At 63.9% G+C, this 18,922-nt stretch carries 18 protein-coding genes, 2 tRNA genes and 1 riboswitch; of the genes, 9 read left to right on the top strand and 11 right to left on the bottom strand.

What is annotated here, in order from left to right; translation table 11 throughout:
- Positions 1-2 precede the first annotated feature (2 nt).
- From BOH68_RS05895 to BOH68_RS05875, 5 genes are all read right to left on the bottom strand, one after another.
- Positions 3-356 (bottom strand): TusE/DsrC/DsvC family sulfur relay protein, encoded by a 354-nt coding sequence (locus tag BOH68_RS05895; RefSeq protein WP_077372803.1) that lies wholly within the window; start codon positions 354-356, stop codon positions 3-5.
- Between the two features lie 83 nt (positions 357-439).
- Complete coding sequence (tusB, locus tag BOH68_RS05890) at positions 440-730, bottom strand: sulfurtransferase complex subunit TusB (RefSeq protein WP_077372800.1); 291 nt, start codon at positions 728-730, stop codon at positions 440-442.
- Positions 731-890: 160 nt separating this feature from the next.
- Positions 891-1,319, bottom strand: coding sequence for a sulfurtransferase complex subunit TusC (gene tusC, locus BOH68_RS05885; RefSeq protein ID WP_255317648.1), 429 nt, complete (start codon positions 1,317-1,319; stop codon positions 891-893).
- Between the two features lie 10 nt (positions 1,320-1,329).
- Entirely contained in the window at positions 1,330-1,719 is a 390-nt protein-coding gene (gene tusD / locus BOH68_RS05880; RefSeq protein WP_077372797.1) for a sulfurtransferase complex subunit TusD, read from the bottom strand.
- A gap of 190 nt (positions 1,720-1,909) precedes the next feature.
- Positions 1,910-2,578: a Bax inhibitor-1/YccA family protein gene (locus tag BOH68_RS05875; RefSeq protein WP_065392578.1), complete on the bottom strand. Its 669-nt coding sequence runs from the start codon at positions 2,576-2,578 to the stop codon at positions 1,910-1,912.
- Positions 2,579-2,832: 254 nt separating this feature from the next.
- Between BOH68_RS05875 and BOH68_RS05870 the strand changes: the two genes are divergently transcribed.
- The 3 genes from BOH68_RS05870 to BOH68_RS05860 all read left to right on the top strand — a co-directional run bounded on the left by BOH68_RS05870 (position 2,833) and on the right by BOH68_RS05860 (position 4,595).
- Positions 2,833-2,923: transfer RNA gene (locus tag BOH68_RS05870), tRNA-Ser, on the top strand.
- 196 nt (positions 2,924-3,119) lie between these two features.
- Positions 3,120-3,210: transfer RNA gene (locus BOH68_RS05865), tRNA-Ser, on the top strand.
- A 173-nt stretch (positions 3,211-3,383) separates the two neighbouring features.
- Complete coding sequence (locus BOH68_RS05860) at positions 3,384-4,595, top strand: DEAD/DEAH box helicase (RefSeq protein WP_077372794.1); 1,212 nt, start codon at positions 3,384-3,386, stop codon at positions 4,593-4,595.
- Between the two features lie 74 nt (positions 4,596-4,669).
- Here BOH68_RS05860 and BOH68_RS05855 read toward each other — a convergent pair whose 3' ends face one another.
- From BOH68_RS05855 to BOH68_RS05845, 3 genes are all read right to left on the bottom strand, one after another.
- A complete protein-coding gene (locus BOH68_RS05855; protein ID WP_170877356.1) occupies positions 4,670-5,800 on the bottom strand; it encodes a GGDEF domain-containing protein in 1,131 nt (376 codons plus the stop codon).
- A 198-nt stretch (positions 5,801-5,998) separates the two neighbouring features.
- Positions 5,999-7,708 (bottom strand): potassium/proton antiporter, encoded by a 1,710-nt coding sequence (locus BOH68_RS05850; RefSeq protein WP_255303023.1) that lies wholly within the window; start codon positions 7,706-7,708, stop codon positions 5,999-6,001.
- A 121-nt stretch (positions 7,709-7,829) separates the two neighbouring features.
- A complete protein-coding gene (locus BOH68_RS05845) occupies positions 7,830-8,789 on the bottom strand; it encodes a protein kinase family protein (protein ID WP_077372787.1) in 960 nt (319 codons plus the stop codon).
- 125 nt (positions 8,790-8,914) lie between these two features.
- A riboswitch (TPP riboswitch) is annotated at positions 8,915-9,028 on the top strand.
- Between the two features lie 61 nt (positions 9,029-9,089).
- Here BOH68_RS05845 and BOH68_RS05840 point away from each other — a divergent pair.
- The 3 genes from BOH68_RS05840 (at position 9,090) to BOH68_RS05830 (ending at position 11,859) form a co-directional block, all read left to right on the top strand.
- The gene (locus tag BOH68_RS05840) at positions 9,090-9,842 is read left to right on the top strand and encodes an ABC transporter ATP-binding protein (RefSeq protein WP_077372784.1); all 753 of its coding nucleotides are present in this window, start codon (positions 9,090-9,092) and stop codon (positions 9,840-9,842) included.
- A complete protein-coding gene (locus tag BOH68_RS05835; protein WP_077372781.1) occupies positions 9,839-10,606 on the top strand; it encodes an ABC transporter permease in 768 nt (255 codons plus the stop codon). The genes BOH68_RS05840 and BOH68_RS05835 overlap by 4 nt, the downstream gene beginning before the upstream one ends.
- A 65-nt stretch (positions 10,607-10,671) precedes the next feature.
- Positions 10,672-11,859, top strand: a complete 1,188-nt coding sequence (locus BOH68_RS05830; RefSeq protein WP_258038166.1) for an ABC transporter substrate-binding protein — start codon at positions 10,672-10,674, stop codon at positions 11,857-11,859.
- A gap of 116 nt (positions 11,860-11,975) precedes the next feature.
- Here the strand turns inward: BOH68_RS05830 and BOH68_RS05825 are convergent, their stop codons facing one another.
- The 3 genes from BOH68_RS05825 to BOH68_RS05815 form a co-directional block, all read right to left on the bottom strand.
- Entirely contained in the window at positions 11,976-13,271 is a 1,296-nt protein-coding gene (locus tag BOH68_RS05825) for an MFS transporter (RefSeq protein ID WP_077372778.1), read from the bottom strand.
- Positions 13,268-14,104: an alpha/beta fold hydrolase gene (locus tag BOH68_RS05820; RefSeq protein ID WP_077372775.1), complete on the bottom strand. Its 837-nt coding sequence runs from the start codon at positions 14,102-14,104 to the stop codon at positions 13,268-13,270. Before BOH68_RS05820 ends, BOH68_RS05825 begins: the two co-directional genes overlap by 4 nt.
- Before the next feature lie 148 nt (positions 14,105-14,252).
- A complete protein-coding gene (locus BOH68_RS05815) occupies positions 14,253-15,161 on the bottom strand; it encodes a LysR substrate-binding domain-containing protein (protein ID WP_077372772.1) in 909 nt (302 codons plus the stop codon).
- A 168-nt stretch (positions 15,162-15,329) separates the two neighbouring features.
- On the opposite strand from BOH68_RS05815, the gene BOH68_RS05810 reads away from it, so the two are divergent.
- From BOH68_RS05810 to BOH68_RS05800, 3 genes are all read left to right on the top strand, one after another.
- Positions 15,330-16,382, top strand: a complete 1,053-nt coding sequence (locus tag BOH68_RS05810; RefSeq protein ID WP_240499556.1) for a YeiH family protein — start codon at positions 15,330-15,332, stop codon at positions 16,380-16,382.
- A gap of 178 nt (positions 16,383-16,560) precedes the next feature.
- Positions 16,561-16,827 (top strand): GrxA family glutaredoxin, encoded by a 267-nt coding sequence (locus tag BOH68_RS05805; protein WP_077372769.1) that lies wholly within the window; start codon positions 16,561-16,563, stop codon positions 16,825-16,827.
- 274 nt (positions 16,828-17,101) lie between these two features.
- Complete coding sequence (locus BOH68_RS05800) at positions 17,102-18,856, top strand: monovalent cation:proton antiporter-2 (CPA2) family protein (RefSeq protein WP_077372766.1); 1,755 nt, start codon at positions 17,102-17,104, stop codon at positions 18,854-18,856.
- The last annotated feature ends 66 nt before the right edge of the window (positions 18,857-18,922 follow it).

The raw sequence follows: 18,922 nt of genomic DNA, 5'->3' as shown, positions 1-18,922 counted from the left end.
CCTCACAGGCAGTTGGTCGGCTTGGGCAGTCCTGCCAGGCGCGCGCCCACCTTGGGGGGGCTGTCTGGAAACAGGCGCATCAGATGCAGCGAGCGCCCCTTTTCCGGCCCGAAGCGCTGGGTCATCGCCTTGGTCAGCGGCCGCATGGCCGGGGAAAGCGAGAAACGCTGATAGAAATCCCGCAATACCTCGATGACCTCCCAGTGTTCGGGGGTCAACTCACGGCCTTCTTCCGCCGCCAGCCGCTCGGCAAGCGCAGGGCTCCAGTCCTCGAGATCCACCAGATACCCCTCGGCATCCAGACCGATCTCACGTCCGTCGAGAGAAAGCGTACGTACCGTTTCACTGCTGGCCATTGCTCATCCTGATGTTTCGTTCCACTCAAGAAATGACATGCGACATGCCTGTCCGGCTGGTGTGACACCTCGCGCCGCGCCGCTCAGAACCAGGAGATCGTCTTGTCCGCGGCCTCGGTCAGCGCGACGAAGCCATCCACGTCCACCACGATCACGCTCGCGCTACAACGGCCCGACAGGCCACGTGACTCGAGATCCTCACGCAAGGCGAACAGACGCCCCTCCAGGCCGACGAAATAGTGCTCCGCGCCAGCCAATGCGCCGTTGACACCATCCTCGATCAGCAGCAGCTGGTCCTCGGGCCCCATGGCGTTGAGCGCATCATCCAGAGTGCGACTGGAAAATGGCGAGCGATTGAGAAGATGAAGATTCATGCAATTATCCAGTCAAGGGAGGCAGGAGTGCGCGGGACAGAGACGCGCCTGCGAAAGGCGTGAGCCGCACGCCCGCCAGTGCGATCTTGCGCCCGAAGCGAGAGCGCGAGAGTGATGATGGCGGAGCATACCAGCCGCACGCCCGAGCGTCAGGCAGACCTCAGAAGCTCAAGACCCGCGAGAAGGCGCCGGTCAGCGCCACGATATCGTCGTGCTCCATCAGGGTCACCGGCAACAAGGCGATATCCTCGACGCTCAGGCCCCGTGCGCGCAGGGCGGCGGCATCCACATAACAGCGCTGGACATCGTACATGTCCAGCGCTGCCAGGAGATTGTCACTGCCCTTCTGCCCCAGCGCGCCCGGTTGCTGGCCTTCCAGCAGGGCCAATACGCCATCCCCACTGAACAGCAACCCGACCTCGCGCCCGAAGGCCGCCGCGACCATCGCCGCCTCCAGCCCCTCGCGCAGCCAGCTGCTGCCATGCGGCGCGTGACGCAACAGGATCAACAGATCGCCCGGCGCGAGGTCATCGCTCACCTGCCCAAGGTCGGCAGCGTGCGTCGCTGTCTGTGACATCGCATCACTCATGGTGCTCTCCTCAGGCGAAGGTGATCAGGTGGTCATTCTCGAGCGTGGCTTCCACCAGCTGCCCGAGTCCGGTCAACTCGAAGGGCGCCTCGAGGGTCGCCCCCTGCTTGCCGTGTCGCGCGGCTTCACGCTCATCGAGCATGCCACGCCTGAGCCCTGCTGCCACGCACACCTGCAGACGGGTCTCGCCCTGCTCCGCCAGCGCGATCCAGCGGTCCCGCAGATGTGGCTCATCCTGAGGAGGTGCCATCATCGTCGCCGCGTTGTAGACGCCGTCGTGATAGAAGAACACCGTGCTCAGACGATGCCCGCGGGCCAGCAACGCCTCGGCGAAGCGCAGGGCCGAATGACTGGCCTGCTGACTGTAGGGACCGCCGTAGACGGCCAGAGCGTAACGCATGTGAACCTCGAGTCGGCTGCGCATTGAGGGCGACATTCTAGCGCGAGTGGTGGCATCTGTCAGAGCCCCGCATCGCCACCACCGCCGCCGCGACGTACCGCCGTTCCCTGCCGCCGCGCCGTGTCCATGCCCCACAACGCAACGACCCCGCCGAGGCGGGGTCGTTGCGTTGTGGGGTAGCGTCTGACGATCAATCGTCGGATGCAAAGCCCAGCAGCGCCAGCAGGCTGACGAACATGTTGTAGATGGAGACGTACAGGCTGACCGTCGCCAGCAGATAGTTGGTCTGCCCGCCATGGATGATCTGGCTGGTCTCGAACAGGATCGCCGCGGAGGCGAACAGCACGAAGCCGGCCGATACTGCCAGCGCCAGACCACTGATGTTGAAGATCATCGCCGCCAGCATCGCCAGAATCAGCACGATGGCACCCGCGAACAGGAAGTTGCCAAGGAACGAGAAGTCCTTGCGCGTCACCAGTGCGACCGCGGACAGACCGGCAAAGGTGATGCCTGTCATGCCGAGTGCCGTCATCACCAGCTGAGCGCCGTTGGGCATGCTCAGGTAGGCATTGAGCACCGGGCCGAGCGTGAAGCCCATGAAGCCGGTGAAGGCGAAGGTCGCGAAGATGCCGGCGGTGGAATTCGCGGTCTTGTGGACCAGGAACATCAGACCGTAGGCACCGATCAGCAGCACGAAGATGTTCATGCGGCCCACGCCCATGCTCATCGCCACGCCAGCGGTGAGCGCAGAGAACAGCAGCGTCATCGCCAGCATCATGTAAGTGTTGCGCAGTACCCGGTGGGTACTGAGTGAGCGGCTCGCGGTATCCTGCGAGACCTGCCAGGAGCTGTTAGCCATGGTGTCTATCCTCAGGTTGCTACGATGGATGCATCGAATTGACCCCAGCATGCCCGTCGGGGTTTCCCTAATCAAGAGACAGGACGATGAAAAGCCCGTTTCATGCAACTATCCAGCGCGCAAAAGGCAACCTCATCCTCGCTCTCCCCGCACAGTGTGGCACTCGCTACCTTTCAAGCATCTGAACGGAAAGGAAATTTACCCCAAGTCCTTGACGCGGCCAGAGAAATCCGTAGTATTTCATCCCGTGAGTCGGAGGGATGGCAGAGCGGTTGAATGCACCGGTCTTGAAAACCGGCGTAGGTTAATAGCCTACCCAGGGTTCGAATCCCTGTCCCTCCACCACCTTGATTCCGAAAGCCCCGTCTACTTCAGGTAGGCGGGGCTTTTTCGTGCTCGCCCTGTCGCCTGGCAGCCGGCAGCGCTCAAGGGCGTTTGATGATCACCGCAAGTGATTGTCCGCGATGGCTTTTCCGAAGATTTTTCTTCGCCCACCTCTTGCTATTCTCATCAGTTTCGGTAGTATTTCGCTCCGTGAGTCGGAGGGATGGCAGAGCGGTTGAATGCACCGGTCTTGAAAACCGGCGTAGGTTAATAGCCTACCCAGGGTTCGAATCCCTGTCCCTCCACCACCTTGAATTCCGAAAGCCCCGTCTACTTCAGGTAGACGGGGCTTTTTCATTGCACACCTGCCTGCAGTGGCCATTCCTCATGGCATCCTCCCGGGGAGGTACAATGGATCACTCAACGCCTTGCGACACCCCGTGGTCGTACAATCCCTCCTCCCTTGAAAAATCGAGACACCATGCCATTTTCCGCCCTTGGATTGAGCGACCCCATCGTCAAGGCTGTTACCGAGCAGGGTTATCAGACCCCGACCCCGATTCAGGCGCAGGCGATTCCCGTCGTGCTGGCCGGCGACAACCTGATTGCCGCCGCGCAGACCGGCACCGGCAAGACGGCAAGCTTCGTGCTGCCCCTGCTGCAACAACTGATAGACGCCCCCGAGGTTCGCGCCAAGCGAGTGCATGCCGTCATCCTGACGCCGACGCGTGAGCTGGCCATCCAGGTGGAAGACAACATCCGCCAATATGCCGCACATCTCACGCTCAGCTCCATGGCGATGTATGGCGGCGTGGACATCGCCCCGCAGCAACAGCGCCTGATCGAAGGCGTGGACATTCTGGTCGCGACGCCAGGGCGTCTTCTCGACATGTTGACCCGACGCGCGATCCATCTCGACGAGACACGCACCCTCGTCATCGATGAAGCTGACCGCATGCTCGACATGGGCTTCATCGCCGACATCAACAAGATCGTCGAGAAACTGCCCAGCCAACGTCAGAATCTGCTGTTCTCCGCCACTCTGTCGACCCAGGTACGCATGCTGGCCAGAACGGCGGTGACGGACGCCGTGGAGATTTCCATCGCGCCGGAAAACACCAGCGCTCCCGAGATCACCCAGAGCCTGATCACGGTCGACAAGGAATTCAAATCCGCGTTGCTCAGCCACCTGATCCAGAGTGGCGAGTGGCAGCAGGCGCTGATCTTCATCGAGACCAAGCGCGGTGCGGCCAAGCTGGTCAGCCAGCTGGAGAAGCGCGGCATTGGCGCTGAATCCTTCCACAGCGGACGCAGCCAGGCGGTCCGCGAGCAGCTGCTGGCAGACTTCAAGGCAGGCAAGGTGCCATTTCTGGTGGCGACGGGCGTCGCGGCGCGCGGCATCGACATCGATGACCTGCAGCGGGTGGTCAACTATGACCTGCCGGATGAGGCAGAGAACTATGTGCACCGTATCGGACGCACCGGACGCGCCGGGGCAAGCGGTGAAGCCATCTCACTGGTATCGCGTGATGATTTCCGCAACCTGTGCGCCATCGAGCAGCATCTGGGCAACTTCATCGAGCGTGTGGTGATCGAAGGGTTCGAGCCCGGACTCGCCGTGCCCGCCTCGACGATGGACCCGCTGCCACGCAAGCCGGTCCGCGCTCGCCGCCGACCTGCCGGCAAGCGCTGAGCCATTCGCGCACCGCCCACGACATCGCGACAGTGGAACCTCCTCCACTGTCGCTCTCACTGCTGATCACCGCCTCACGACCTGCTGCCGTGAGATTCGCTGCTGCGCGATACCGGCCCCAGCTGGTTGTCGCTGACGAAACGATTGCAGCCTTCGCGCTTGGCGCGGAACAGGTTGACGTCCGCCTTGGCAATCAGGCTTTCCAGATCCTTGTCCCCGGACTGGCGCTGGGCGACGCCGATCGAGAGACTGACATCGAGACTGTTGATGCCGTCATTGATGACGAAGGGCAATGCCGAGGCCCCCTTGCACAGACGCTCCGCCACCTGGTCGGCGCGCTCACCATGCAGCCGCGGACTCAGCAGCACGAACTCCTCCCCGCCATAGCGACCGATCAGATCCTCTCCGCGCAGGATACTGCGCATGCGCTTCACCAGCTCCTTGAGCACCTGGTCGCCCGCCGCGCGCCCCCAGGTCTCGTTGATCAGCCCCAGGTGGTCGACATCCACCATCATCACGCTGATGGGCTGTGCCCCCATCAACATCTCACGCCCCTTGTCGATCAGTTCCGAGCGACTCAGCGCCCCGGTCAACTCATCGAACCGCTCGCGTGACTCGAAACGCTGGCGCAAGCGATCCGCCGACCACCCCATCTGTACCAGCACGAGGGTGAAGAACACGGTCAGAACGCAGAGATTGATCAGTCGGAACGCGAATGCCCACCCGGGCGGCAGCGGATTGGCCACCCCCTGGAACATCAGCACGACATAGGCCAGCAGCGGCATGCTCAGGCAGATGAGACACAGCAGCAGGCGGCGCGTGAAGGGCATGCGAATGCAGTAGATGCACAGCAGCGCACCGAAATAGAAATAATCGAAACCGGGGGCTGGACCGAAATAGCCCAGGGACAGACTTATCTGGGCACAGGTACCCAATGCCAGCAGGTTGGCGGCCAGCACCTCTCGGCGCGCGCGATGCAGCTGCAGACAGACAAGGTCCACCACCAGCATGCCCAGATCCAGCGCCAGAATGCCCATCTCTCCCAGCCAGAGCATCAGACCGGCATACAGCAGGTGACTCGCTATCGCGAGCACATACACCACATTGAAGGTGGCGTGGAAGGTCTTCTCGTCCTCGGTGAGGCCTGGTGGGAAATCCTCGAATCGCAACAGCCAGCGCGCAAGGTGTGGATGTGGACTGCCCATGAGACTATCTCCTTGGCTGCTGACCACCATTCGTGGCCAGCCAGACCAGGCGGGTAAAGGCCTGACGAGCCAAGGGTACGTCATCCCTCAGTCGAAAGGAGATCAGCACATTACACGCAATGCATAAACCCGCCACCAAGCGCCGAGCCAGCCTGGCGTCACGACAGGCAGAACCGGGTCACGACGCAAAGAACCGCGTCAATGCAGGCGCAGCCCCACCTTGGTGATGCGATTGCCCTCGACCTCATTCACCACCCAGTGAATGCCATGCCAGTCGACATCATCCCCGACCACCGGCACCCCGCCGACTCTGCGGGTGATGAACTCGGCGATGGTCAGGTGCTGCTCGCCCTGAGAGAGCGTCAGTCCGTAGACATCGGCGATATCCTGCATGTTGGCATCCCCTTCCAGGGTGAAGGTGCCGAAGAAGGCGCGCTGTTCATGCTGCAGACTCTCGCCATTGAACATGCGATTGAGGCTTGGCACATCGCAGGAGCGCCCGACGACGCACAGCACGTCCTTCTGATGCAGACAGGTGCTGCCCTTGGGATGGATCAGCACCTTGTTGCGGAACAGCGCCCCGACCTTGGCCCCGGAGGGGAAGCGCAGCATGCGCAATGCCACGCCTTCCAGCGCCGTGTTGTCGACCCGGTAGACCAGCATCTCGTAATCGTTGACGGGCATGATGCCCAGCAGATTGCGGCGGCTGGGCTGTGCGCCCGGCGGCACCACCACCCTGAGCTTGCGCGCCATGGGAGCCAGCGACGAGCCCTGCACCAGCAGCGAGATGATCACCACGAAGAAGGCGACATTGAAGTAGACGCCGGCATTCTCGACCCCGGTGATCACCGGGAAGATCGCCAGCACGATCGGCACCGCCCCCCTCAACCCGACCCAGCTGATGAACCACAGCTCTCGCCAGCGGAAGCGGAAGAAAGGCTTGAGACACAGGATCACGGCCAGGGGTCGCACGAACAGGATCAGCGCCACGCTCAGAATGGCGGCTGGCAGCGCGAACTGCAGCATCGTGGAGGGTGAGACCAGCAGACCCAGCATCAGGAACAGCACGATCTGGGACAGGTGGGCCAGTCCGTCATGCACCGGCAGGATGTGTTCGAGGTGGCGCCCCGGATGATTGCCGATCATCAGGCCACACAGATAGATGGCCAGGAAGCCACTGCCACCGAGCTCATTGGTCGTCGCGAACAGACTCAGGCCCAGCGCCAGCGCCAGCAGGGAATAGAGGCCGGGCGCCAGATCCAGATAGCGCATCAGACGGGCGATCAACCAGCCACCGGCGATCCCCATGCCCGCGCCGACCCCGAACTGCAGCGCGAAGCTCATGAGTCCGGCGGCGACCCCCGACAGCTGTCCGGTCAGTATCTCGGCCAGGGTGATGGTGAGGAAGATGGCCATCGGGTCGTTGGTACCGGACTCGATCTCCAGCGTCGCCCCGACCCGCTCGTTGAGGTGCACCCCCTGCCCGCCCAGCAGCGAGAACACGGCGGCGGCATCGGTGGAGCCGACGATGGCCCCGACCAGCAGGCCTTCGATCAAGGTCAGATCAAACAGCCACATGGCCAGCAGTCCCACCAGCCCGCTGGTCATGAAGACCCCGACGGTCGCCAGCACCAATGCCGGCTTGAGACCCGCACGGAAGGTCGAGAGGCGGGTGCGCAGCCCCCCATCGAGCAGAATGAGTGCCAACGCCAGGTTGCCGATCAGGTACGCGGTAGAGGCATCATCGAACTGGATGCCGAGCACGCCATCCTCCCCCGCCAGCATGCCGAGTCCCAGGAACAGCAACAGCAGGGGCATGCCGAGACGAGCCGAGACCCGACTTGCCAGCACGCTCAAGGCGATGAGCATGCCCGCCAGCAAGAAGTAATAGTTCAGATTCTCTACCACGTGTGCTCCCCCGCCATTCCCGGCACCAAGTCTCGAATCACGTCTGCGACGGCCCAGAGACAGTATTCCATGTCAGCGACGAGGCTGCAGAGAAATTTCTCAAATATTCATGGACTTGCGATCAACATGTCAGGCTTCTCGGCGACACCCAGGCCGGGGCTGCCGCCAGCTCGGCGTAGCGGGTCGGACCGAAGGCTTCCATCGCCCACAACAGGGCTCGGCACAGCTCACGCTGACCGTCGATATCGACCATGCGCCCATGACGCGAATAACCGGCGAGGAAGGCCTCACGCTGACTCGGCGTCTCCAGCAACAACTCGATCAGTGCCCAGTCGAACTCGATCGGGGCCCACACCAGAGCCTCCCAGTCGCTCCATACCCAGCCGGTGGCGGCGCACAGATATTGGTCCGCGCGCAGGTCCGGCAGACTCCAGACGGCGCGAGCGGGATGCGAGAAGGTGCGTGATGGCAGGTCCCCCAGCTCGTGGGACAGGGGATGGCGCGCGAGAAAACGCGTCACGCGGGCATTCCAATGCAGCAGCGGCATGGGCTGGGCAAGGGGCTGACCAAAGCCGGACACGGTGTCCTGATGCAGCCGCCCGACCTGATCTCCCAGCATCTCACAGAAGGTGTCACTGAGATCACTGGGCTGACCGCTGGACCACGGCAGATGCCAGACGGGCGCGCCATCGAGACGCCCCAGATAGGTCAGCGGCAGCGGAGGGATGGGCAAACGCGCCGGCAACGCGCCCGCCAGCCGTGTCAGGGCCTCAGGTTGCGCCCAGCGATCGGCGCCGAAGACACCGCGCATCGCTCGCCAGAAGGGGTCGTGATCCGGGCCGGTCCGCGCCAGCTTGATCAGGCCGGGGGTGCCGCCACGCTGTCGCCACAACCAGTTGGCACTATCCGGCCAGGCAAGTGCCAGCGGCTCCAGCGCATGCCCCAGATAGGTGGAAAGACGGCGAGTCAGCGCATCCTCCGGCCAGCCATTGGGCACGGATGTCGCGTCTGGCATCACGGGTCGCCGCGGTGGCACGGGATAACCGCTGGAGCAGGTCGAGAGATCCGGGGTATCAGGCATGTTGATCTCCTTGAGGCTGCGATACCTCGATAGCATACCCAACACCGGGCCATGCAGGATAGCCACACGACAGCCACCCCGACGATGGCAGGGATGCAACCGGCGGGCAGGTGACGGTACACTGTCGGCCTGGATGGGGGTGCCCGAAAGTGGGCTGAGAGCCGATGCGTCACGTCGCATGGCAACCCCTGGAACCTGATCCGGTTGATACCGGCGGAGGGAATTCCGGTCACCTGCCCAAGCGTCAGGCGCCCTGCGTGCTTCCTCCCCTCGGCATGCCGCCTGACCACGGATGACACTGTGTCGCTGGGACTCTCCCTCAACAACGCCCGCATCGATTACGCCAGCCATACGCTGTTTCGTGATCTGTCGGCGCGTCTGGATGCCGGAAGCTGGACGGCCCTGCTGGGCCGCTCGGGCTGCGGCAAGAGCTCACTGCTGCGCCTGCTGGCCGGCCTCGAGATGCCCGACCATCACACGCTGGAACTCACCACCGATGATGGCAAGCCACTGGCGGGTCGCGTCGCCTGGATGGCGCAGCAGGACCTGCTGCTGCCCTGGCGCCGGGTGCTGGACAACCTGTGTCTGGGAGATGACCTCCATCGTCGCCCTCGCGATACCGAGCGGGCCCGCGAACTGCTGGCAGCGGTGGGTCTGGAGGGGCGCGAGCAGGCCTGGCCAGACGCCCTCTCCGGCGGGCAACGCCAACGCGTCGCATTGGCGCGAACGCTCTACCAGCAGGCTCCGGTGGTGATGATGGATGAGCCCTTCTCCGCAGTGGACGCCATCACGCGACTCGAACTGCATGATCTCGCCAGCCGGCTGCTGGACGGACGCACCGTGTTGATGGTCACGCATGACCCGCTCGAGGCGCTGCGCCTGGCCGACCAACTGCTGGTACTGCGCCCGGGCCGCGACAGCCAGCAGGGGGCAGTGCTCGACTGCCTGCCCGGGCTCTCGCCGCCTCGCCCGGTGCCGCTGGACCTGCCCGCCCTGCAGCAGGCCCAGTCCGAATTGATCACACGCCTGCGCGACGGCGAGGAGACGCCATGAAACGCCTGCATGCCCTGCGTCATCTCGCCATCAGCGCCGCCGTCCTGCTGGGACTCTGGCAACTGGTGATCATCACCACGGCCGTGCCGCCCTACATCCTGCCAGCGCCACTGGCAGTCGCGGAGGTGCTGGTCCGTCAGGCCCCGATGCTGGCACACCACGCCGGCATCACCTTCGCCGAGATTCTTGGCGGGCTGGTACTGGGGGTCCTTCTCGGACTGAGCACCGCGCTGGCACTGGCGTTCATCCCTCGTCTGCGGCGCACCCTGCTGCCATTGCTGCTGATCAGCCAGGTGATCCCGCTGTTCGCGATCGCCCCACTGCTGGTGCTGTGGCTGGGCTATGACATGCTCTCCAAGGTCGTGATGGCCACGCTGATCATCTATTTCCCCGTGGCCTCCACCGGCTACGACGGCCTGCGCCAGACCCCTCAGGGCTGGCTGGATCTCGCCCACACCCTGGGTGCCAGCCCGTGGCGACTGCTGCTGCATGTCCAACTGCCCGCCGCGCTGCCGGCACTGGCTTCCGGCGTGCGCATGGCAGCGACAGCCGCCCCCATCGGGGCCGTCATCGGTGAGTGGGCCGGCGCAAGCCAGGGCCTCGGCTATCTGATGCTCAATGCCAATGCCCGCATGGAAATCGACCTGATGTTCGCCGCCCTGCTGGTGCTGGTCGCCTTTTCGCTGCTGCTGTATTTCACGCTGGATGCCCTGCTGCGTCGCCTGATGCCCTGGCATCGGGATCGCCTGACCCGTTTGAACTGAGCGCTTCCGGCTGTCAGGCGATGCCCTGACGGCCTCACATTCTCGACACCACAAGGAATACCGCCATGCCATTCTCGCCATCGGCGATCCGCCGTTCCGGCAAGCTGTCCTGCCTCTTCGCGACGCTGCTGACAACCCTCAGCCTGAGCACCTTCGCCCTGTCAGCCGAGACTGGCGCCAGCGCCGAGCCCCAGGCCCCGACCGCCAGTGACAGTGCAGCGGCAGCGGTCACCAAGACCGGGCAGGACGGTGCCACCCTCGAGCCAGACGCTTCTGCCAAGCAGGCTGCCGAGACCGAGCAACAGACCCGCCCCGCCGCTGACGATGTGCAGGACCCGCAAGCGGCCGCCACCGATGCCAAGCCCCTCACGCACCTCAAGGTCATGCTCGACTGGTACACCAATCCCGGCCACGGGCCGCTGGTGCTGGCTCAGGAACTGGGCCTGTTCAAGCAACATGGTCTGGACGTCGAGCTGATCGCTCCGGCAGACCCCAGCGTCCCCCCCAAGCTTGCCGCAGCGGAGCGCGTCGACATCGCCATCAGCTATCAGCCCCAGCTGCACCTGCAGGTGGATCAAGGGCTGCCGCTGGTGCGCATCGGCACGCTGGTGGCCACCCCACTCAACGTGGTGGTCGTGCGCGCGGACAGTGACATCCAGTCGATGGCCGACCTCAAGGGCAAGCGTGTCGGCTATTCCGTCGGTGGCGTGGAGGAAGTCCTGCTGTCCACCATGCTCCAGAACAGCGGCCTGACACTGGATGACATCACCCTGACCAACGTCAACTTCTCGCTGACGCCGTCACTGCTGACCCGCAAGGTCGACGCCGTCACCGGGGCATTCCGCAACTTCGAACTCGCCCAGATGGCACAGGAAGGCGTCAAGGGCCGCGCCTTCTACATCGAGGAAGAAGGCGTGCCGACCTATGACGAACTGATCTTCGTCGCCAACAGCGACAGCTATTCTCGCAAGCACGAGCAGTACGCCGCCTTCCTGTCCGCCGTCGGTGAAGCCACCGCCTGGATGATCAACCACCCTGACAAGGGCTGGAAGCTGTTCCGCGAGTCCGACCCGGCACTCGATACCGCGCTCAACAAGAAAGCCTGGTATGCCACCTTGCCGCGCTTCGCCCTGCGTCCGGCCGCACTGGATGCCGGCCGCTACCGTGACTTCGAGAACTTCCTGTACGAGCGCGGCATGATCAAGCAGCGCCAGTCACTCGACCACCTGGCCATCGACGTCAACGCGCCCTGAATAGACGGCCGATGACAGACACGACGACGCCCTGCCGGTTTCCCGACAGGGCGTCGTTTGCTTTCTGCCAGATGACGCGAGGATGCCCCCGCCCCTTGCCTCCCGAGACCTTCCTGTCAGCGCCTGCCATCCACCGGACTGCCGGCTGATGCCCGCCTGGCCAGACGCCGCGCCAACCACCCCATCAGCACAGGCTGGATCACCAGCGCGACCACCAGCACCGCCACGAGCAGTGGCATGCCCTCAAGGGCGCCACCCGGCGAGCTGACCAGCAGCGCCGCCCCGAGATAACTGCCCGCGGCAGAACTCAGGTGCTGAACGGCGCTCTGGGTGCTGGTGAAGGCGGCCCGCTCGTGCTCGGCAGGAATGAAGCTGTTGAGCGTGTTCTGTGCCACCCGCCGCGCCGAGGAGAACAGCATGTAGGCACCGAACCCCACCCACACCAGCGACGGCCCGGGCGAATGAAGCAGGAAGGCCCAGCCCACCAGCGCCGTCAGCAGACAGGTGATGGTGCCGGGCCAGACACTGCCGAAGCGATCACACAGCCGCCCGGTCAGCTGCATGCCCACCAGCGACAGTCCGCCTCCGATCATGTAGAGCCCGCCGAGATCCTCGCGAGGCAGATCGAGATTGAACAGCAGATAGCTGGAGAGATTGGGAATCACCAGGAAGTTGCTGAACATCGCGGTGGCGATCAGCGCCAGCCCGAGCCGGTGATTCGGCTGCGCGAGAATGGTGGCGATGGAGGTACCGGCGCGACTGCGAGGATTGTCCAGATGCCCCCGGATCGGCGGCAGCACCCAGGCCAGCAACCCGCAGACCAGCAACGCCAGCAGCGCGACGGCCCGGAACGGCGCCTGCCAGCCAAAGCCTTCGGACAACCACAGCGCGAAGGGCAGCCCCAGCACCGAGGCCACCGAGAAGGCCCCCATCACCATCCCCATGGCGCGTCCACGCCGGATTCCCGGCACGACATCGATCACGATGGCCAGTGCCGTGGCCGCCGCCGGCCCACCGAACAGCCCGCCCAGCATGCGCGCGGCCAGCAGCGTCTCGAATCCGGTGGCGAAGCTCGCGATCAGATGACACAGCGCGGCACCGAACAGAAAGCCCAGTACGGCCCAGCGACGATCGAAACGATCCGCATGCCGCATCCACAGCAAGGTACCCACCGCCGCCGCCAGCGGGTAGCTGCCGACGATGTAGCCCAGGTGGTCCAGCGGAATGCCCAGCGATTGCGCGAAATCCGGCCCCAATGCCATCACCATGGTGAAACCCATGATGACGGCGAACTGCAGCAGCGTGACCAGCGCGATCACCAGACGCTCGTGACGCGTCACCGGTATCGTGCCGTCTTCGTCAGGCACGCGGGGCGCCGCCAGCGGCGCAGGCGCATGACGTGAGCCGCTCAAGCGCGTGCGACGCGTTCAAGAAACGTCTCGACGGCCTGCTGGAACTCGCTCGCTCGCTCGGCATGCAGCCAGTGGCCGGCATCCAGCGAGGCATCTTCCAGGCGCGGGAAGCGCTCACGCATTGCCTGGAGCCCGTCGGCTTGCACGTAATTGGAACGTTCGCCCCACAGCAGCAGGGCCGGCAGTTCCACCTCGCCGTGTGCCTGAGGCGCCTCGACGATCTGGGGGTAACCCGCCGCGATGTGATCGAGCCCGACTCGCCAGCCCATACTGCCGTCCTCATCTCGCACCAGGTTGGTGGCGAGGAACTGACGGATAGCCGGCGTTTCCACATGGCGTGCCATCACGTTGTCAGCGTCCTTGCGCGAGGCAGGACGCGCCTCACGCACGGCCTCGAAGGCCGCGAATATCTCATCGTGCCCGTGTCCGTAGGCGATGGGCGCGATATCCGCCACCACGAGACTGCGCAGTCGTTCAGGTGCCTGCAGTGCGACCTGCATGGCCACCTTGCCCCCCATGGAGTGCCCCATGAGATCACAGGTGGGGATATCGAGCTGATCGAGCAGAGCGATCACGTCAGCGGCCTGCTCCGGGTAGCTCATGCCCGCCACATGCGGGCTGCGACCATGATTGCGCAGATCCACCGCGATGACGCGACGCGACTGCGACCAGAACTTGATATGCGAGCGCCAGTTGTCCGCGCTCCCGAACAGACCATGCAGAATCACCAGCGGCGTCGCATCCTGCTCACCCGCCTCATTGCCCTGTGCGGCTTCACGGGCATCACTCTCGTTGTAGAAAAGCTCGACCGTCGTACTTGTCGCAGTGCTCATCATCATCTCCATGGACGCTAGACAGACCCTCAGACGCTCCCAACCCTCACGCATCGCCCGCGATGGCACGCGCCAGTGCGAAGCGGCAACCTCGTGGCCGAGTGTCAGAAAACGCTCATGTTAGCAGACTATCAAGCCGCCGCGCGGCTCACCGCGGACTGGCTTCCAGATAGACCTTGACCGCCTGCCACAGGGGGCTTCGATAGCGCTCCGGATGCCAGAGCATGGAAAAATGCCGCTTGAGGTTGAGCTGGGGCGTCTCCAGCACGACCAGCTCCCCGCGGGACAGCTCCGCATCCACAGACAGGCGCGAAAGGCAGCCCAACCCGAGGCCGGCAAATACAGCCTGCTTGATGGCCTCATGCTGCCCCAGCTCCATGCGCACCTTGAGACGCTCGATTCGCCCATGCAGTGCACGTTCGAAGACCGCCCGCGTGCCCGACCCTCCCTCGCGCAGAATCCAGTCGGCATTGGCCAGATCCTCGTCATCGAGTGCCGTTGCACGTATCGCCAGCGGGTGGGACGGCGGCGCCACCACTACCAGTTCATCCTCACGCCAGGTCTGGCTCATCAGGCGTGGCGCGTGACAATCCCCTTCGATCAGCCCCAGCTCGGCATCGTAGTTGAGCACCGCCTCCACCACCTGATGGGTATTGCGCAGGCGCAGGTTGAGCTCGGTCCCGGGGTTTTCACGCATGAAGGCCCCTGCCAGGCCGGGCAACAGCCAGGTCCCGATGGTCGCGCTGGCGGCGATTTCCAGCTCGCCTCGCAGGAACCCCTCCTCCAGCCCGGGCTCACGGGCCTCCAGCTCCAGTGCATGGGTCTGTTCCAGCAGCTGTTCGGCACGCGCCAGCAGACGACGGCCATTGGCATTGAGGGCCAACCGTCGCCCGAGCCGCTCGAACAGCGCGACGTCAAGATGGCGCTCCAGCTCTGAAAGTGCCTGGCTCGCCGCCGATTGCGAAAGCCCTATCTCTCGGGCGGCACCACTGACCGAGCCCTGGCGAGTCACGGCGACGAAGACCTGTAATTGGCGCAGGGTGATATGGATCTGCATATCGGTTTTTCCGGTAAGTGGTAAAGGAATAATCGACTAACTTCCCAATGATATTCCTGCATAAACTATTCATCAAACCAGAAGCACTAAGCATGCAACGTCCTCACAAGCACTCAAGATCTTCACGCGACAAGACCTGACCCGACACGCCTATCAAGGAGAAAGCCAATGGACGCACAGACGCTGACTGCCCCCCCTGTCACGGAACGGCTGCGCCGAATGGTGCCGGGACTCGCGCTGTGCGGCGGGCTGACACTGGCGGGGCTGGGGCTGCACGCCATTCCGACCCTCGCCGCGACCGGCGTCAGTCCGCTGGTCTTCGCGCTGCTGTGCGGCATCGTGGTCGGCAACCTGCCCGTCACCAGCCGCCATGCCCGGGCACTGGCACCAGGGCTGCATGTCGCGACCAAGAAGCTGCTGCGACTCGGCATCATCTTGTTCGGACTGTCGATCACCTTGCAGCAGATTCTCGGCCTGGGGTGGAGCGTGGTCGTGCTGGATGTCATCGTCATCGCCGCCGTGTTGAGCTGCGGCTATTTCCTGGGCACGCGCTGGCTGGGTCTGGATCGCGATACCGCCTTGCTGACCAGTGCCGGCTCTGCCATCTGCGGCGCCGCGGCCGTGCTGGCGACGGAATCCATGATCAAGGCACGCCCGGCAGCCACCGCCATGGCCGTGGCCACGGTGGTACTGTTCGGCTCGCTGGCCATGCTGGCCTACCCCTTGCTCTACCCGCTGACCGGCATGCATGAGGGGCTGTTCGGCATCTACATCGGCTCGACCATTCACGAGGTCGCTCAGGTCGTGGCGGCAGGTGAGGCGGTAGGCCCGGATGCCCTGGCCAATGCCCTGATCGTCAAGTTGATGCGCGTGATGATGCTGGTCCCCTTCCTGCTCCTGCTGCCCAAGCTGTGGGCCATGCGCAGCCGCAGCGAAGGGGATGACCGCGATGCCGGCGGCAGCATGACCATTCCCTGGTTCGCCCTCGGTTTCATCGCCATGGCCGGGATCAACAGCACCGGCGAGATTCCTGCCGCCCTGCACGCCAACCTGTCCGTGCTGGGGAGCGTCGCCCTGACCATGGCGATGGCGGGACTCGGGGTCGAGACACGCATGGATCGCCTGCGCTCACTGGGCATGAAGCCCTTCCTGCTGGCACTGATCCTGTTCGTGTTGCTCATGGTCGGCGGTTTCGGGGCCAACCTGCTGTTGATGGGGTGATACACGTCGGCAATGATTGAGTGTCGCAATCACCCAATTAGCGCCGCTCAATTGGCAAACCCGGTGAGGCTCAAGCACAATGGCATCCATCCATTGACTCACCGGTTCTGCCGGAAGCCCACGAACATCACGTCACGGTGGGCTTGACGAGTATCACGTACCCTCCAAGGAGAATCTCATGCTGGCAGTCATCTTCGGTCGTCCGGGTTGCCCGTTCTGCGTCCGCGCCAAGGAACTCGCGGAAGAACTTACCGCCAAGCGCGATGATTTCGATTTCCGTTACATCGACATCCACGCCGAGGGCATCACCAAGGCCGACATGGAAAAGACCATCGGCAAGCCGGTGGAAACCGTGCCGCAGATCTTCGTCGATCAGACCCACATCGGTGGCTTCACCGAGTTCAACCAGTACGTTCAGGACGAGGCACTGATGCCGCAGGCCTGATCATCGCCTCGACTTCTGTCTGATCCTGAAAAGCCCTCGCCCATGGCGGGGGCTTTTTTTGCAGCCGGCATGCCAGTTGCTCAGCTGATGCCCCTGCCACGCGCGCCGTCAATCAAGGGGCCAGCTTCCCACCTCTCGCCAGTGCCTTGACTCGTGCCTCCCTCAGGGCAGCCACTCACGGCAACGGGAAAGTGCGCAGCGGAGCGCTTGCGGCGCTTGCAAGCTGCGGCGACAATTCGCCTTTCTCCGCACGTAGCTGGACAAGGAAGCAAACATGAACATGTTGATGGAAGGCGCCGTGCTGCTGGGCTGCGCCGTGGTTGCCGTGCCGCTCTTTCAGCGCCTGGGGCTGGGGTCCATCCTGGGGTATCTGGCGATCGGGGTGCTGCTGGGGCCGTCATTGATCGGCTTCATCTCGGAACCGACCGAGGTGCTGCACTTCGCGGAGTTCGGCGTGGTCATGCTGCTGTTCATGATCGGACTGGAACTCGAACCCAAGCGCCTGTGGGACATGCGCCTCAAGCTTGCCGGGCTCGGCAGCGCACAGATGCTGCTATGCGGAGCGCTGCTGACGCCCGTCGGGTTATGGCTGGGCCTTGAACTGCCGGCCGCCGCCTTGCTGGGCCTGATTCTGGCGCTGTCCTCTACCGCCTTTGCGCTGCAGGTGCTCAGCGAGAATCAACAACTGGCGACACCCCATGGCCAGTCAACCTTCGCCATCCTGCTGTTCCAGGACCTGGCCGTGATTCCACTGCTGGCGCTGCTGCCGCTGTTCGCCGACAACTTCGACGCTTCCACCGGCTCCGGCTGGGCCGGTGTCGCCAAGGGCATCGGCATGGTGGCGGCGGTCATCATCGTTGGCCGCTTCGTCGTTCCGCGCCTGTTGAAGATGGTGGCACGCAGCGAGATCCACGAGATCTTCACTGCCGCGGCACTGTTCGTGGTGATCAGTACTGCCCTGCTGATGGAATGGGTCGGGCTTTCCATGGCACTGGGGGCCTTCCTCGCCGGGGTGCTGCTGGCGGATACCGTCTATCGCCACGAACTCGAAGCCAACATCGACCCCTTCAAGGGCCTGCTGCTGGGGCTGTTCTTCATGGCGGTCGGGATGTCGGTGGACGTCTCGCTGGTCATGGAGCGCCCGCTGACGGTGCTGGGCCTGACACTGGCGCTGATGGTCGGCAAGGTGCTGGTCATCACGCTGGTGGGCCGCGTCGCACGCCTGAAGCTTGCCGAGGCACTGCCACTGGCCGCCGTACTGGCTCAGGGCGGAGAATTCGACTTCGTGTTGCTGACCGCCGGCATGGCCGCCGGCATCTTCGATCAGACGCTTACCAGTCTGGTCATCAGCGCCGTGACACTGTCCATGGCCGCCACGCCCTTCCTGTATCGCTATGCGCGCAAGTTCGGTGCCGCGCGCGAAGCCAAGCGTCCCTACGATGAAGACTTTGGCCAGGAAGCGCCGCCGGTATTGATTGCCGGTTTCGGACGTTTCGGTCAGATGAGCGCGCGCATTCTCAAGACCCAGGGCATCAACTTCACCGCCCTCGACCCCAACATCACCCAGGTCGAGTTCGTGCGTCAGTTCGGCTCGCGCATCTTCTACGCCGACGCCAGCCGATCGGAGCTGCTGCGAGCGGCTGGCGCCGAGCACGCACAGATCATGCTGGTGGCGGTCGATGACGCCAGGATGACCACCCAGATCGTGCGTACCGTTCGACAACAGTTCCCGCATCTCAAGCTGTTCGTGCGGGCCCGCAATCGCCACCATGCCTGGGAGCTGATGGAGCTGGGCGTGGAACACGTGATCCGCGAGACCTACGCCAGCAGCCTGGAAATGGGCAACGAACTGCTGGTTGCCATGGGCTATCCAAGCGCACGTGCCGCCGAAGTGGTCCGCGCCTTCCGCGAGATGGATGACACCATGCTCAAGAGCGATTTCGAGAACCGCCATGACCCCGAGGCGCTGGTCACCAGCGCCAAGAGCGCCATGGAAGAGCTCAAGCGCCTGTTCCAGACCAAGGGCTGATGTCCACTCTCGCCAACTGCTGTCGCTCCAGAACCGAAAACGCCGCCCCGAGAGGGCGGCGTTTTC

Source organism: Cobetia sp. MM1IDA2H-1 (genome assembly GCF_002916775.2).
GTDB classification, from domain to species: Bacteria; Pseudomonadota; Gammaproteobacteria; order Pseudomonadales; family Halomonadaceae; genus Cobetia; species Cobetia marina.
Note: the sequence above shows the minus strand (reverse complement) of the source record. Positions and strands in the feature narration are given on the sequence as shown.